The sequence below is a fragment of the Streptomyces griseus genome (assembly GCF_001715295.1).
Taxonomy (GTDB): Bacteria; Actinomycetota; Actinomycetes; order Streptomycetales; family Streptomycetaceae; genus Streptomyces; species Streptomyces griseus_G.
This window is the reverse complement of sequence record NZ_MDKB01000005.1, coordinates 209215-222922: the sequence shown is the minus strand read 5'-3', so window position 1 is coordinate 222922 and position 13708 is coordinate 209215. Positions and strand designations below refer to the sequence as shown.

The 13708-nt window shown below is 72.0% G+C and carries 15 protein-coding genes; 13 read left to right on the top strand and 2 right to left on the bottom strand.

The annotated features are described in order from the left end of the window. Positions 1–81: 81 nt before the first annotated feature. The gene (locus tag BA175_RS25845) at positions 82–1830 is read right to left on the bottom strand and encodes a lysyl oxidase family protein (RefSeq protein ID WP_069173925.1); all 1749 of its coding nucleotides are present in this window, start codon (positions 1828–1830) and stop codon (positions 82–84) included. 452 nt (positions 1831–2282) lie between these two features. On the opposite strand from BA175_RS25845, the gene BA175_RS25840 reads away from it, so the two are divergent. The 10 genes from BA175_RS25840 to BA175_RS25795 all read left to right on the top strand — a co-directional run bounded on the left by BA175_RS25840 (position 2283) and on the right by BA175_RS25795 (position 11039). Continuing rightward, complete coding sequence (locus tag BA175_RS25840) at positions 2283–3044, top strand: DeoR/GlpR family DNA-binding transcription regulator (RefSeq protein ID WP_069173924.1); 762 nt, start codon at positions 2283–2285, stop codon at positions 3042–3044. A gap of 144 nt (positions 3045–3188) precedes the next feature. Next, entirely contained in the window at positions 3189–4547 is a 1359-nt protein-coding gene (locus BA175_RS25835; protein WP_069173923.1) for an ABC transporter substrate-binding protein, read from the top strand. Continuing rightward, positions 4544–5506: a carbohydrate ABC transporter permease gene (locus BA175_RS25830; protein WP_069173922.1), complete on the top strand. Its 963-nt coding sequence runs from the start codon at positions 4544–4546 to the stop codon at positions 5504–5506. The genes BA175_RS25835 and BA175_RS25830 overlap by 4 nt, the downstream gene beginning before the upstream one ends. Further along, on the top strand, positions 5503–6381 hold the full coding sequence (locus tag BA175_RS25825) for a carbohydrate ABC transporter permease (RefSeq protein ID WP_069173921.1): 879 nt from the start codon (positions 5503–5505) through the stop codon (positions 6379–6381). Before BA175_RS25830 ends, BA175_RS25825 begins: the two co-directional genes overlap by 4 nt. Continuing rightward, the gene (locus tag BA175_RS25820) at positions 6381–7370 is read left to right on the top strand and encodes a zinc-dependent alcohol dehydrogenase family protein (protein WP_069173920.1); all 990 of its coding nucleotides are present in this window, start codon (positions 6381–6383) and stop codon (positions 7368–7370) included. The genes BA175_RS25825 and BA175_RS25820 overlap by 1 nt, the downstream gene beginning before the upstream one ends. 174 nt (positions 7371–7544) lie before the next feature. After that, on the top strand, positions 7545–7973 hold the full coding sequence (locus BA175_RS25815; RefSeq protein ID WP_069173919.1) for a DUF6221 family protein: 429 nt from the start codon (positions 7545–7547) through the stop codon (positions 7971–7973). Positions 7974–8090: 117 nt separating this feature from the next. After that, a complete protein-coding gene (locus BA175_RS25810; protein ID WP_069173918.1) occupies positions 8091–8324 on the top strand; it encodes a hypothetical protein in 234 nt (77 codons plus the stop codon). Between the two features lie 519 nt (positions 8325–8843). After that, positions 8844–9341, top strand: a complete 498-nt coding sequence (locus tag BA175_RS25805; RefSeq protein WP_069173917.1) for a peptidylprolyl isomerase — start codon at positions 8844–8846, stop codon at positions 9339–9341. A gap of 172 nt (positions 9342–9513) precedes the next feature. Then, positions 9514–10308, top strand: a complete 795-nt coding sequence (locus tag BA175_RS25800) for an SDR family NAD(P)-dependent oxidoreductase (protein WP_069173916.1) — start codon at positions 9514–9516, stop codon at positions 10306–10308. A 26-nt stretch (positions 10309–10334) separates the two neighbouring features. After that, positions 10335–11039, top strand: coding sequence for a ribonuclease H family protein (locus tag BA175_RS25795; protein WP_069174269.1), 705 nt, complete (start codon positions 10335–10337; stop codon positions 11037–11039). 148 nt (positions 11040–11187) lie between these two features. Here BA175_RS25795 and BA175_RS32345 read toward each other — a convergent pair whose 3' ends face one another. After that, a complete protein-coding gene (locus BA175_RS32345; RefSeq protein WP_079159811.1) occupies positions 11188–11883 on the bottom strand; it encodes an ATP-binding protein in 696 nt (231 codons plus the stop codon). A gap of 92 nt (positions 11884–11975) precedes the next feature. On the opposite strand from BA175_RS32345, the gene BA175_RS25785 reads away from it, so the two are divergent. The 3 genes from BA175_RS25785 to BA175_RS25775 all read left to right on the top strand — a co-directional run bounded on the left by BA175_RS25785 (position 11976) and on the right by BA175_RS25775 (position 13692). Beyond that, positions 11976–12815 carry a helix-turn-helix domain-containing protein gene (locus BA175_RS25785; RefSeq protein ID WP_069173915.1) on the top strand — a complete coding sequence of 280 codons (840 nt, stop codon included), beginning with the start codon at positions 11976–11978 and terminating at the stop codon, positions 12813–12815. A gap of 185 nt (positions 12816–13000) precedes the next feature. After that, entirely contained in the window at positions 13001–13258 is a 258-nt protein-coding gene (locus BA175_RS25780) for a WhiB family transcriptional regulator (RefSeq protein ID WP_069173914.1), read from the top strand. 41 nt (positions 13259–13299) lie between these two features. Next, entirely contained in the window at positions 13300–13692 is a 393-nt protein-coding gene (locus tag BA175_RS25775) for a YkvA family protein (protein WP_069173913.1), read from the top strand. The last annotated feature ends 16 nt before the right edge of the window (positions 13693–13708 follow it).

Sequence of the window (13708 nt, the reverse complement as noted above, 5' to 3'; positions counted from 1 at the left end):
CTTCGATCAGCGGAGGTCGACACTCCGGACGACGGGAGCGGGCTCCCGGGAGGAACCCGGGAGCCCGCGGGGAAGGAGGTGTCAGTTGCCGGTGACCAGGCCGTGCGCCGGCACGGTCACCGTACGGGCGCCGGGCCTGCCGCCCAGGACGACCTTGCGCAGCGCGCTGTTGTTGCCGAGGTCGGTCTCCTTGAGCCGCTTCGCCGGGTTGGCCAGTACCTGGATGTAGTAGGTGCCGTTCGCCAGCCCGGTGATGTCGAAGGACTGTCCCGGGAGGTCCTGCGTGTAGGTGTCACCCGAACCGACGTCCAGCACCTCGCGGACGGAGATGGAGTTCTCCTGGCCGCAGGCGGTGGACAGATCGGTGTTGTCCGGGTGCCAGTTGGCGTTCTTGACGGTGTAGTCGACCGCGTCGGTGTTGGCGAGGCAGAAGGCCTCCTTGCCGCTGCGCACGGTCTCCTTCTTGTCCGCCTTCAGGAGCCGGTAGCTCGCGAAGTCGGTGAAGTGCCAGTGCTCGTGACCCGGCCGGGGGTCCCACTCCATCGTGCCGGTCGGGGTGTAGCCGACCTGCTTGCCGGAGGCGTCGTAGAAGTACTGGTAGGCGTCCATCAGCGCCTTGCCGGGGCTACGGAACCCGTCGACCACCAGCTGCGCCGGGCCCGCGTTCCACACGTTGGCGCTGAAGGCCAGGTAGTCCTTGCCCGGCGCCTTCGTGCCGCCGTCGCTGATCGTGATCCCGTAGGCGGGCAGCGACCGCAGGTCGGGCTTGGGCACGTCCGGCACGGCCGCCTTCCCCGTGGGACGCCGCCGCGCGGGCTGCGCCGCGGGCGCCTGCCGGGAGCCGTCGGTGTACCCGGGGCCGTCGCCCGCCGTGGCGGCGCGGAGTCCCTGGCGCTTGACCGCCCACGGCACGGCGGCCGGCGCGGGGGCGTACGGGCCGTGGCCCACGTTGTACGACGGGCCCGCACCACTGGTCGCGGCCGCCGGCGCGGGGGTACGCGCGGGGGCGTGCCCCGTGTGCCCGGAGGCCGCCGTCGTGTGTCCGGCGTGCCCGGCGGCACCGGACGTGTGGCCCGCCGCAGAGTGCTCCGCGTGCCCGGCCGCCGAACGGAGACCGGGCGACTCCTCCTCCCAACTGCGTTCGCGCACCGTCACCTTCACCGTCTGCGGCTTGTCCGCGATCTTGAACAGGTCGCGGTAGCGCTTGGTCACCGACACCTTGGCGGTGTACTTCCCGGCGGGGAGGGCCACGGGCGCGGAGTAGTAACCCGCGTAGGTGTTGGACGCCCAGCCGTTCTCGACCCCCCACACGGAGCCGAGGGTGAACGGGTTCACGGGACAGCTCTCGGGATACTTGGACGTCGCCGGGGCGTCGGGACGGATCCGGCCCGACGCGTTGTTCGGGCAGAACGACTCCGTACGGCTGAGCACCTTCTTGCCCGCGGCGTCCGTGAGCGTGACGGTGACGAAGCCGGGCAGGCCCGTGAAGTCCTTCACCAGGCCCGCGGGCAGGGCCCTGGTCCGGGTCTTGCCCTTCTCGCGGATGATCTGGGTGGCGACGACGGGGTCCTTGTAGGACTTCCGGGTCACCCTCAGTTCGAGCGGGGACCCGCCCGCGGTGAGGTAGGTGCCCAGGTCCAGATAGACGCCCGGGTCCTCCTTCCACGAGTCGAGCGTGACCGTCGTCGAGGCCGCGATCAGGCTGAGCTGCGGGGTCGTCGCCTTGCTGTCCTGCGGGGTGGCGGCGACGACACCTGCGGTCACGGTGATCGCCGCGGCGGCGGCGATCACCGGACGCCACAGGCGGGTGCGGGGGGTTCTGGTGGTCATCGTTCCTCGATTTCCGAGTGCCCGGTGGGGCAGTGGAGTCGCTTCTGCCTCTCAGAGCCGAGGAGGGCGCTCCAGGTTGTCCGGGGCCCGGTGAGTCAGGAATCGTTGTCCGAAAACGGTGTTTCGAGGGCGGAATGAGCCGTTGTCATGTTGTTTCTCTCCGAAGACGGGCGCGGCTGTGCTATTGGCGGCCCGGCCTGCGGGCCTCCCGTGACCGCCGACGGGCACGATCCGGGCGTGGAGGGCGGGCGAAGCGGGCAGTGATCGCTTCGCCCCCGGTCCCGGGCGACGGGACGACCAGTGCGGGGCCTCCCACCGAAACGGGCGCGAACGGGCACAGTGCATGGCGTGAAGACGCTGGTCGAACGGCCGCGTCTGCTTGTACAAACAGTGCGTGGGCCCGAACGGACGCCGGACCCACGCAGATCCGCACCTAGCGCAGGGATGGTGACGTGGGCACCGAGGAACGCCGACGGGGAATTCTCGAGACGGCCCGACGGGACGGATCGGTCGAGGTGAACCGGCTGGCCGAACAGTTCCGGGTCGCCAAGGAGACCATCCGGCGCGATCTGCACACCCTCGAGGAGCACGGACTCGTCCGGCGGACCCACGGGGGCGCGTGCCCGGTGGAGAGCGCCGGGTTCGAGACCACACTCGCCATGCGGACCACGCACCACGTACCGCAGAAGTCACGGATCGCGGCAGCCGCCGCCGACCTGCTCGGCGACGCCGAGACGGTCTTCGTCGACGAGGGCTTCACCCCCCAGCTGATCGCCGAAGCGCTGCCCAGGGACCGGCCGCTGACGGTGGTCACCGCCTCCCTGGCCGTCGCGACGGTTCTCGCCGACTCGGAGAAGACCGCCGTGCTGCTGCTCGGCGGCCGCGTACGCGGCGGCACCATGGCGACGGTCGGCCACTGGGCCGCCGGGATGCTCGCCGGCTTCGTCATCGACCTCGCCTACATCGGTGCCAACGGCATCTCCCGCCAGTACGGGCTGACCACCCCGGACCCGGCGGTGTGCGAGGTCAAGGCCCAGGCCATGCGCAGCGCCCGGCGCAGGGTGTTCACCGGCGTCCACACGAAGTTCGGGGCGGTGAGCTTCTGCCGTTTCGCCGGCGTCGGCGACTTCGAGGCCGTCGTCACGGACACCGGGCTGCCCGCCGCGGAAGCCCAGCGCTACTCCCTCCTGGGCCCCCAGGTCATCCGCGTCTGACCTGTCCGCACCACCCTCGCACCACCCTCGCAGGACCCCGTCCCCGCCCCTCACCGGGCCGCGGGGCGGAACCGCCGCGCCCCGACCCGGGACCCCCCGGCTGTGGCCCGGCACCCGAGCCGCTACAACCGATCAGGAGAACTCATGCCCCACCAGCAACGACGCCGTGGGATGCGCGTGCGGGCCGTCGCGGGCGCGGCGGCGATGGCGCTCCTCGCCGCCGGGTGCGCCGGAGCCGGCGGCACCTCCTTCGGAGGGGGCGACGCGCTGAACGTGCTCATGGTGAACAACCCGCAGATGCTGGAGCTGCAGAAACTCACGGCGGACCACTTCACCGCGGAGACCGGCATCAAGGTCAACTTCACGGTGCTCCCCGAGAACGACGTCCGCGACAAGATCAGCCAGGACTTCTCCAACCAGGCCGGCCAGTACGACGTCGGCACCATCAGCAACTTCGAGGTGCCGTTCTTCGCGAAGAACGACTGGCTGCACCCGCTCGACGCGTACGCCGCGAAGGACACGGCCTTCGACCAGAACGACATCCTCGAACCCCTGCGGGAATCGCTCACCGTCGACGGCGAGCTCTTCGCCGAGCCCTTCTACGGCGAGTCGTCCTTCCTCATGTACCGCAAGGACGTCTTCGAGGCGGAGGGCCTGACGATGCCCGAGAACCCCACCTGGCGGCAGGTGGCGGACCTCGCGGCCAAGGCCGACGGGGCCGGCGACGGGATGAAGGGCATATGCCTGCGCGGGCTGCCCGGCTGGGGCGAGCTGATGGCCCCGCTCACCACGGTCGTCAACACCATGGGCGGCACGTGGTTCACCGAGGACTGGGAAGCACGGCTCACCTCCCCCGAGTTCAAGGAGGCCACCCGCTTCTACGTCGATCTCGTACGCAAACACGGGGAGCGCGGCGCCTCCCAGGCCGGGTACGCCGAGTGCCTCAACAACATGACGCAGGGCAAGACCGCCATGTGGTACGACGCCACCGCGGGCGCCGGATCACTGGAAGCGGCCGGCTCCCCGGTCAAGGGAAAGATCGGCTATGTGTCCGCCCCCGTCGAGCGGACCAGGAGTTCGGGGTGGCTCTACACCTGGGCCTGGGGTGTCCAGAAGGCCTCCAGGAAGGCCGACGACGCCTGGAAGTTCGTGTCCTGGGCGTCGGGCAAGGAGTACGAGGAACTCGTCGGCTCGACCAGCGGCTGGTCCAACGTACCCGCCGGCAAACGGGCCTCGACCTACGACAACCCCCGGTACCGCGAAGCGGCGGGCGCCTTCGCGGACGTCACGGAGCGGGCCATCGCCGGCGCCGACCCGCTGAACCCCGGCACCCAGCCACGCCCCACGGCCGGCATCCAGTTCGTCGGCATCCCCGAGTTCACCGATCTCGGCACCAGGGTCGCGCAGGAGATCAGCGCCGCCATCGCCGGCCGCCAGTCCGTCGACAAGGCGCTGGCCGCCTCCCAGAAGCTGGCCGAGCAGGTCGCCAAGGAGTACCGATGACCACGACAGTCTCCGCCTCACCCCAGTCCCCGCCCGAGCGGCTCGCTCCCGCCCGCCCGAAGACCGGTCCGCGGGCCTGGGCCACCCGGGCGCCGCTCCTGCCCGCGCTGGTCTTCCTGATCGCCGTGACCCAGCTGCCGTTCGTGGCGACGCTCGTCATCTCCCTGTTCGACTGGAACTCCCTCAATCCCGACAAGCGGAGTTTCAACGGCCTGGGCAACTACGCCTCCGTCTTCACCGACGCCGCATTGCGCGAATCCGTCGTCACCACCGTGCTGCTCACCGCGAGCGTCGTCCTGGCGACCGTCGTCCTCGGACTCGGTCTGGCGCTGCTCCTGGACCGTACGTTCTTCGGCCGGGGCCTGGTCCGCACGCTGCTCATCACCCCGTTCCTCATCGTGCCCGTCTCGGCCGCCCTGCTGTGGAAGCACGCGCTCTACAACCCCGAGTACGGGCTGTTCAACGGCGTGCTGAGCTGGATCGGCGACCTCTTCGGCGACACCTCCCCGAGCCGGCCGGACTGGATCGCGGAGATGCCGCTGCTCGCGGTCGTCGCCGCACTCGTGTGGCAGTGGACGCCCTTCATGATGCTGATCCTGCTCGCCGGGCTCCAGAGCCGGCCCGCCGAGGTGGTCGAGGCCGCCCGCCTCGACGGGGCGAGCGCCTGGCAGACCTTCCGCTACCTGACCCTGCCGCACCTGCGCCGGTACCTCGAACTCGGGATCCTGCTCGGCGCCGTCTACATCGTGCAGAACTTCGACGCCGTGTTCACCATCACGGCCGGCGGACTCGGCACCGCCAACCTCCCGTACACCATCTACCAGACCTTCTACCAAGCCCACGAATACGGACTGGCGTCCGCCGCGGGAGTCGTCGTCGTGATCGGCACGATCATCATCGCCACCTTCGCGCTCCGGGTCGTCTCGTCCCTCTTCAACGAGGAGGCGAACCGCGCATGACCACCACCACCGCCCCCGTGCCCACCCCGTCCCCGCCCCGCGCGCTGCGCAGGGCCAGGCGCCGCTCGACCGCGCTGGGCCTGCTGGCCTGGGTGGCGGGACTGCTGTTCTGCCTGCCCGCGCTGTGGATGCTCCTCACTTCGCTGCACGCCGAGTCGGACGCCGCAACCAACCCGCCCTCCCTCTTCGCCCCACTGACGCTCGACGGCTACCGGGCATTCTTCGGGGCCGACACCGGAGTGACCCCCTGGCCGCCCCTGCTCAACTCCCTGGGAGCGTCGTTCTTCTCCACGCTCCTGGTCCTCCTGCTGGCGCTCCCGGCGGCCTACGCGCTCTCCATCCGGCGCGTACGCAAGTGGACCGACGTCATGTTCTTCTTCCTGTCGACGAAGATGCTGCCCGTCGTCGCCGGCCTCCTGCCCGTCTACCTGTTCGCCAGGAACACCGGGATGCTGGACAACATCTGGCTCCTCGTCCTGCTCTACACCTCGATGAATCTGCCGATCGCGGTCTGGATGATGCAGTCCTTCCTCGCGGACGTACCGGTGTCGGTCATCGAGGCCGCCCAGGTCGACGGCGCCCGGCTGCCCACCGTCCTGGCGCGGGTCGTCGCACCCATGGCCGCGCCCGGGATCGCGGCCACCGCGCTGATCTGCTTCATCTTCAGCTGGAACGAACTGCTCTTCGCCCGGGTGCTCACCGGCGTCGTGGCCCAGACCGCCCCCGTCTTCCTGACCGGATTCGTCACCAGCCAGGGGCTCTTCCTGGCCCAGTTGTGTGCCGCGTCCGTCGTCGTGTCCCTGCCGGTGCTCGCCGCCGGCTACGCCGCCCAGGACAAACTCGTCCAGGGCCTCTCCCTTGGAGCAGTGAAATAATGCGGGCAGCGATCGTCGAAGCCCCCGGCAAGGTCTCCGTCAGCTCCGTCCCCGACCCCACCCCCGGCCCGCGCGACGTCGTCGTCTCCGTCGCCTCGTGCGGCCTGTGCGGAACCGATCTGCACATCCTGCAGGGCGAGTTCGCCCCGAGCCTGCCGCTCGTCCCGGGCCACGAGTTCGCCGGGGAGATCGTGGGCGTCGGACGTGACGTCACGGAACTGGCCGTAGGCGACCGGGTCGCCGTCGACCCCTCCCTGCACTGCCACGAGTGCCGCTACTGCCGCACCGGACGCGGCAACCTCTGCGAGCGCTGGGCAGCCATCGGTGTCACGGTTCCGGGCGGCGCCGCCGAGTACGCCGTCGCCCCCGTCGCCAACTGCGTCAAGCTCCCCGAACACATCGACGTGAAGGACGCGGCGCTGATCGAGCCGCTGTCCTGCGCGGTCCGCGGCTACGACGTACTGCGCGGGACGCTCGGCGCCGAGGTGCTGATCTACGGCTCCGGGACGATGGGCCTGATGATGCTGGAGCTCGCCAAGCGCACCGGCGCCGCCGGCGTCGACGTCCTCGACGTCAACCCGGACCGCCTCGCCACGGCCGGGCGTCTCGGCTGCTCCCGGACGGCCGCCGGGGCCGACGAACTGGACCGGCCCGGCGGCTGGGACGTCGTCATCGACGCGACCGGTAACGCGGCCGCCATCCAGGACGGCCTGGGGCGCGTCGCCAAGGGCGGCACCTTCCTGCAGTTCGGGGTGGCCGACTACGCCACCACGGCGGTCATCGAGCCGTACCGCATCTACAACCAGGAGATCACCATCACCGGGTCGATGGCGGTCCTGCACAGCTACGAACGCGCCGCCGCGCTCTTCGCCACCGGGGTGCTCGACCCGGCCGTCTTCATCAGCGACCGGCTGCCGCTCGACCGGTACCCGCAGGCCATCGACCGTTTCCAGGCCGGACTGGGCCGCAAGATCGTCGTGGAGCCCTGAGGAACGGGCCCGCCCCGCCCCGGGGCGGGCCCCCGTGTCCGTCATCCGGACGGTGACCGGCACGGCGCCCCGGCCAGGTCTCCGTAAGGCATCCTCTGCTGGTTGAGTAGGACGGACCCGTGGCGGGTCGTGTGTGGCCGCCACGGTCCGTGACGGCGAAGGATACGGAACCAGATGGCAGACAACTCGGACCTGTTGGCTTTCGTGCGGGCGCGCCTGGCGGACGAGGAGAGCATCGCGCAGGCGGCGGGCGGGGACGGATGGCGGTGCCCCGCCGAGGCACCCGGCGAGGTGCACGACCGCACGAGCGGTATCGCGTTCGTCGTACGGTCCCGCGGGTACGACCGGCACATCGCCTTCCAGGACCCGGCGCGCACCCTGCGCCGCATCGAGACCAATCGGGTCCTGCTGGACGAGTACGAGGAGATCGCCTCCCTCGACACGGACCGCCCGGCCCAGGACTTCGCCTCCGGCCGGGCGGTCGGGCTGGGATTCGTGGTCCGCCAGATGGCAGCCGAACACGCCGGGCACCCCGACTACCGGGTGAAGTGGCTGCCCCGGTTCTCCCACTGGGGCCCGTCGGGCGCACCCGACCAGCCGTGACAGGGGCCACGTGCCGGCCGTGCGGCGTCCGGACGGCCCGCGCATGAGTACGGGGGAGGGGCGGGACTGAGTAGTCCGCCCGATCACAGGCAGCCCCGCCGCCGGTCGGATGGTTCCATGCTCTCCGACCCACAGCGGCACCCCCGCATCCGGCACCTCACCACCGCGGGCACGGCGCTCGCCGTGACCCTGCTCCCGCTCGCCGCCGGTGTGCTGCTGGCCAGGACGACGGCCCTGGACCCGATGGCGCCCGTGAACGCCTTCGTGGCAGGTGGGGGACAGCGGGCCCGGATCGCGCCCTCGCGGTGGCTGGTCACCGCGAGGGCGCGCACGCTGCTCTCCCGGCGGTGAGGGAGCCGCTGTCCGGGGAAGCGCTTTTGCCCCTGCCGCCGCACGGCAGGCCCCGCACGGGGGCTCCGGCCGGGCGGCAGCGGAGCCTGCGCGGGGCCCGCTGACCGGCGCAGCGGCCGTTCCCCCCCGGGATGGGGGGCTCAGTGGTCGGCAGGTGTACGACGACAGGTGCCGGCGTGCGGCCGTCGCCCCCGCACGGGCCACGCCCGGAACACGACGTCGCCGCAGGACGAGCGCGGGGGCGGGGCCGGCTCCGAGCCCTGGGGCCCGGACCGCAGGGGCGGGCGGTGACCCGGCGCAGGTGACCGCCGGACGCCCCGGCCGCCCGGTCCGACCGCCCCGGGGCGGTCGGACGGCCTGACCACCGGGCGACCGTACGAAGGGTGCGGCGCGCCACGGCCTCACCACCGTGGCGCGCCGCACCCGTGTACGGCCGGACACGCCGGGCGTCCGGCCGGGGGAGCCGCGCCGGGCGGGGGCTGTGCGCGCGCGGCCGGCCGGTGATGTCAGGATGGCCTCATGACCATCAAGACGTATTTCGACATCACCATCGACGACCAGCCCGCCGGGCGGATCGTGTTCAACCTCTTCGACGACGTGGCGCCCAAGACCGCGGAGAACTTCCGCGCCCTGGCCACCGGGGAGAAGGGCTTCGGATACGCCGGCTCGCCGTTCCACCGCGTCATCCCCGACTTCATGCTGCAGGGCGGTGACTTCACCCGCGGTGACGGCACCGGCGGCAAGAGCATCTACGGCGAGAAGTTCGCCGACGAGAACTTCACCCTGAAGCACAACAAGCCCGGTCTGCTCTCGATGGCCAACGCCGGACCGAACACCAACGGTTCGCAGTTCTTCATCACCACCGTCGTCACCCCGTGGCTCGACGGCAAGCACGTCGTGTTCGGCGAGGTTGCCGACGAGTCCAGCATGGAGCTCGTCCGCAAGATCGAGTCCTACGGCTCCTCGAACGGCCGCACCAAGGCGCGCATCGCCGTCTCGGAGTCCGGCGTACTCTGACGTCCGCGCGGGCCCCGGCCGGCTGTTCCGGCGAGCCGGGGCCCCGCACGCGTCCGCGGACATCTCGCCGGCGCCGTGCCGAGGGCGGCACGCCTCCCGTGGGGCCGCAGCGTGACCTGCCAGGATGGAGGCGCTCGCTCACCGGACGTACATGAGGCGGAAGGACCGTGGAGTGCGTATCGATCTCTCCGGCCGGACAGCGGTCGTCACCGGCTCCTCGCAGGGCATCGGCCTCGCCATCGCCAAGGGCCTGGCCGAGGCGGGAGCCGCCGTCGTCCTGACCGGACGGAGCAGTGAACGGCTGGACACGGCGGCGGGGGGCCTCCACGCCACCGTGCGGGGCGCGGCCGTCCGCGCGGTCGCCTGCGACCTGTCCACGGAGCAGGGCGCGGCGGAGCTGCAGGAAGCCGTTCCCGCGGCCGACGTCCTCGTCAACAATCTCGGCATCTTCGGCACCCGGCCGCCGCTGGAGATCACCGACGACGAGTGGCGCGCCTACTTCGACACCAACGTCCTCAGTGCCGTCCGGCTGATCCGCCACTACCTGCCCGGCATGACCGAGCGGGGGTGGGGCAGGGTGCAGAACATCGCGAGCGACTCGGCGATCGCCATCCCCGCGGAGATGATCCACTACGGCATGTCGAAGACGGCCCTGCTGGCCGTCTCCCGGGGCTTCGCCAAGGAGGCCGCGGGCACCGGGGTCACCGTGAACTCCGTGATCGCCGGCCCCACCCACACCGGCGGGGTCGAGGACTTCGTCTACGAGCTCGTGGACCGGAACCTGCCGTGGGACGAGGCCCAGCGCGCGTTCATGCGCCTGCACCGGCCGCAGTCCCTGCTCCAGCGGCTGATCGAGCCGCAGGAGATCGCGAACCTCGTCGTCTACCTCAGTTCCCCGCAGGCCTCGGCCACCACGGGCGCGGCGGTGCGGGTGGACGGGGGATACGTCGACTCGATCGTGCCCTGAACCCGGGTGCTGGCATGATCGGGGACATGGACGAGCGCATCATCGCCGCGTGTGACGGGGCATCCAAGGGAAATCCGGGACCTGCTGCCTGGGCGTGGGTCACGGCCGATGCCGCGGGGCGCCCGCAGCGGTGGGAGGCCGGCCCGCTGGGGACCGCCACCAACAACGTCGCCGAGCTCACCGCGCTGCGGGAACTGCTGGCCACCACGGATCCGGGCGTGCCGCTCGAGGTCCGCATGGACTCGCAGTACGCCATGAACGCGGTGACCAAGTGGCTGCCGGGCTGGAAGCGCAACGGGTGGAAGACATCGGCGGGGAAGCCGGTCGCCAACCGCGAACTGGTGGTCGCGATCGACGAGCTGCTGGGCGGGCGTGACGTGAGCTTCCGCTACGTGCCGGCGCACCAGGTCGACGGCGACCCGCTCAACGCGCTCGCCGACCAGGCCGCCAGCGAGGCCGCCGTCGCGCAGCGGCCGGCGGGGACCCGGCACGGCGCCGCGGAACTGCCGGTCCCGGCTCCCGCCCGTTCGACGAAGACCCGGGCCGGCGGGGCCGGCGCCGCTGCCGGTCCCGGTGCCGTGGGGAGGACGCCACGGACCGGCGGGACGATCCGGGCGAAGTTCGCGGGGCGGTGCCCCTGCGGGAAGCCCTACGCCGTGAAGGACATGATCGCGAAGACCCCGCAGGGATGGGGACACCCCGAGTGCCGGACGGCGCTCGCGGAGGCCTGACCGGGTGCCGTCGGGAGTGGCCGCCTTCCGGCGGGTGCCGGGGTGGCGGCGAGGGACGGCCGGGGCTCCTGGGCGGCCGTAGCGGTTCACCGGGCCGGGCCTCCACGACCAGGTCCCGGCCGCGTCCGGGACGGCCCGCTGCGGGCCTTCAGATGTCGGCCCAGACGAGGCGGCCCGAGAGGCCCGTGCGCGTGCCCCAGCGCACGGCCAGGGCGTCCACGAGCATCAGCCCCCGGCCGCCCTCGGCGAGAGACGCCAGGTCGAAGCCGTCGAGACCCTCGAATCCGTCGGGACAGCCGAGGGAGCCGAGGCCGCCCACGCCGTCCGGCGGGTCCACGGAGTGCGACGCGTCCACGGCGTCCGTGCCGTCGGGGACGTCCGGGCCGTCCGGCGCAAGGTCCGAAGGCGCGTTCCGGTCGGCGGCACCGGGGCGGTGCGGGCGGTGGTGGCCCTCCCCGGCGGGGTGGGAGGGCTCCGGGCGGCGCGGCTGCGGGGCCCGGGGACCGCGCGGTCCCGCGCCCGGTTCCGCCGGGCGGGACGGCACGGCCACGCGCCCCCGACCGCGGTTCCAGACGCAGATGCGCACCCGGCCGGAGATGCGCAGGACGCGGCACCGGATCCGCCGGCCGGCCGCGTGCTGTACCGCGTTGGTGACCAGTTCGGTCACCACCAGGGCCGCTGTCTCGACCCGGTCCGCGGGTTCGCCCCAGGCGCGCAGCGCCTCCTGCACGCGGCGCCTGGTTTCCGGGACGCCCTTGGAGTGACGCGGAATCCACCAGCTCTGTGCACTCCGCCCGCCCGGGTCCGCCTGGTCGAGACGAGTACAGGTGTGTATTTCCGACATGTACGTACTCTCGGCGCAAAGTGCATACTTTGCAAGCGACAGAATGTCCGGGCGGTTGCTCTGTGCCCGAGCACCACGAGGAAGGTACGCGCATGAGGCCCCGATCCGGCCCCACGGTCGAGCACCGCGTCCTTGCGGCACGCCTGCGGATGCTGCGGGAACGAGCGGGCGTCAGTCTCCAGGCCGCGGCCCAGGCCCTGGACGCCCACCCCGCCACCGTGCGGCGCATCGAGCGCGCGGAGACCGGCCTCGACGCCCGCCAGGTCCGTCTGCTGCTGGACCGCTACGAGGTACCGGCCGTCGAGGCCCAGTCGATCATGGCCGGTCTGGGCGCCGCGAACCTGCCCGGATGGTGGCACCGGTGGCGTGATGTCATGGAGCCGTGGCAGCAGGAGGTCATCGGCATCGAGTCCTCGTCCACCCTCGTACGGACCTGGCACCCCGCGCTGGTGCCCGAACTGCTGCGTACCCCGGCCTACGAAGCGGCGCTGCGCCGGACCATGAGCCCCGACGACACGCCCGGGAAGGCCGAGCGGTGCGTCGAACTCCTGGAGGAACGGCAGCGGCGGCTGAGGGAGCGCGGCACGAGGCTCTGGGCGCTCTTCCCGGCCGCCGCCCTGCACACGCGCGTCGGCGGGCCCGAGGTGATGGCCGGGCAACGGGCGCGGCTGGCTGAGAGCGCGAGCCGGCCGGGGGTCACCGTGCAGGTGGTGCCCCTCGACTTCCCGCCGCACCCCATGACCGGCATGCCGCCGCTGCACCTGCTGCGCGTGCCCACCCGGGAGATCGGTGACCGGGCGGTCGTGGAGCTACCGGGCGCCCGCGTGGACATCATCGACGACCCGGACACGGTGATGAGGCACCGCATCCGGCTGGACAGCGCGTGCGCCGCCGCGCCGCAGCCGGGCACACCCCTTCCGGAGGCCGGGTAACTCCCGGGGAACGCCGGGCCGTACGCGCTTCGGGGCCGGAAGGCGGGTGCACCCGGCTGCGCGCCGGGGGGTCTTGGGGCCCGGAGCCGGCACCCGCGGGCCTGTCGGGGTTTCGGACGCCCGATGCCGGTCACCCGCAGAAGAACGCACCATGCCGGACCCCCGGAGACGAAGGAGTGACAGACATGGACAACTGGCGCACCCACGCGGCCTGCCGCGAGGAGGACCCCGACCTGTTCTTCCCCATCGGCAGCACCGGCCCGGCGCTGGTGCAGACCGAGGAGGCCAAGGCGGTCTGCAGGCAGTGCCCCGTACGGGAGAAGTGCCTGGACTGGGCTCTGGAGAACGGGCAGGACTCCGGAGTCTGGGGAGGCCTGGACGAGAACGAACGACGTGCCCTCAAGCGCCGGCGCGCCCGGGCACAGGCCAGGAGCCACGGGTGAGTGCTGCCGGTCGGGGCGCCCTTCCGGGGAGACGATGAGCCATGGACATCTCCGTCTGGCTGGTCGTGGGCGCACTCGTCGCCCTGCTCACGGCCGCTGCCGCCGCCGTGCTGCTCGTACGCGTGTTCCGGGCCAGACGGCTCCTCGTCGAGGCGGGGATCCCCCTGCGCGACAAGGCGCTCGTCTGGGCCGCGGTGATCTACACCGTGTCGCCCGTCGATCTGCTGCCGGACCCCGTCTACCTCGACGACATCGGCGTCCTGCTCCTCGCCCTGCGCTCCTTGCACGCCGCGGCGCGCGCGGCGGGGGCAGGAACGCGAGGAGCCCACGTCCGGGAGGTGGCGGGAACGAGCGGGGGGGGAAACACGGAAAGCCGCGGGAAAGGCGGAGCCGGGCGGCAACCTTTCGGTACCCGGGAGCAACTGACGGGGTGAAAGCCACCCCCGTCCC

Coding starts and splice junctions, on each gene's coding strand:
- BA175_RS25845 (WP_069173925.1), bottom strand. CDS start 1,830: ATGACCACCAGAACCCCCCGCACCCGCCTGTGGCGTCCGGTGATCGCC.
- BA175_RS25835 (WP_069173923.1), top strand. CDS start 3,189: ATGCCCCACCAGCAACGACGCCGTGGGATGCGCGTGCGGGCCGTCGCG.
- BA175_RS25830 (WP_069173922.1), top strand. CDS start 4,544: ATGACCACGACAGTCTCCGCCTCACCCCAGTCCCCGCCCGAGCGGCTC.
- BA175_RS25825 (WP_069173921.1), top strand. CDS start 5,503: ATGACCACCACCACCGCCCCCGTGCCCACCCCGTCCCCGCCCCGCGCG.
- BA175_RS25820 (WP_069173920.1), top strand. CDS start 6,381: ATGCGGGCAGCGATCGTCGAAGCCCCCGGCAAGGTCTCCGTCAGCTCC.
- BA175_RS25815 (WP_069173919.1), top strand. CDS start 7,545: ATGGCAGACAACTCGGACCTGTTGGCTTTCGTGCGGGCGCGCCTGGCG.
- BA175_RS25810 (WP_069173918.1), top strand. CDS start 8,091: ATGCTCTCCGACCCACAGCGGCACCCCCGCATCCGGCACCTCACCACC.
- BA175_RS25805 (WP_069173917.1), top strand. CDS start 8,844: ATGACCATCAAGACGTATTTCGACATCACCATCGACGACCAGCCCGCC.
- BA175_RS25795 (WP_069174269.1), top strand. CDS start 10,335: ATGGACGAGCGCATCATCGCCGCGTGTGACGGGGCATCCAAGGGAAAT.
- BA175_RS32345 (WP_079159811.1), bottom strand. CDS start 11,883: ATGTCGGAAATACACACCTGTACTCGTCTCGACCAGGCGGACCCGGGC.
- BA175_RS25785 (WP_069173915.1), top strand. CDS start 11,976: ATGAGGCCCCGATCCGGCCCCACGGTCGAGCACCGCGTCCTTGCGGCA.
- BA175_RS25780 (WP_069173914.1), top strand. CDS start 13,001: ATGGACAACTGGCGCACCCACGCGGCCTGCCGCGAGGAGGACCCCGAC.
- BA175_RS25775 (WP_069173913.1), top strand. CDS start 13,300: ATGGACATCTCCGTCTGGCTGGTCGTGGGCGCACTCGTCGCCCTGCTC.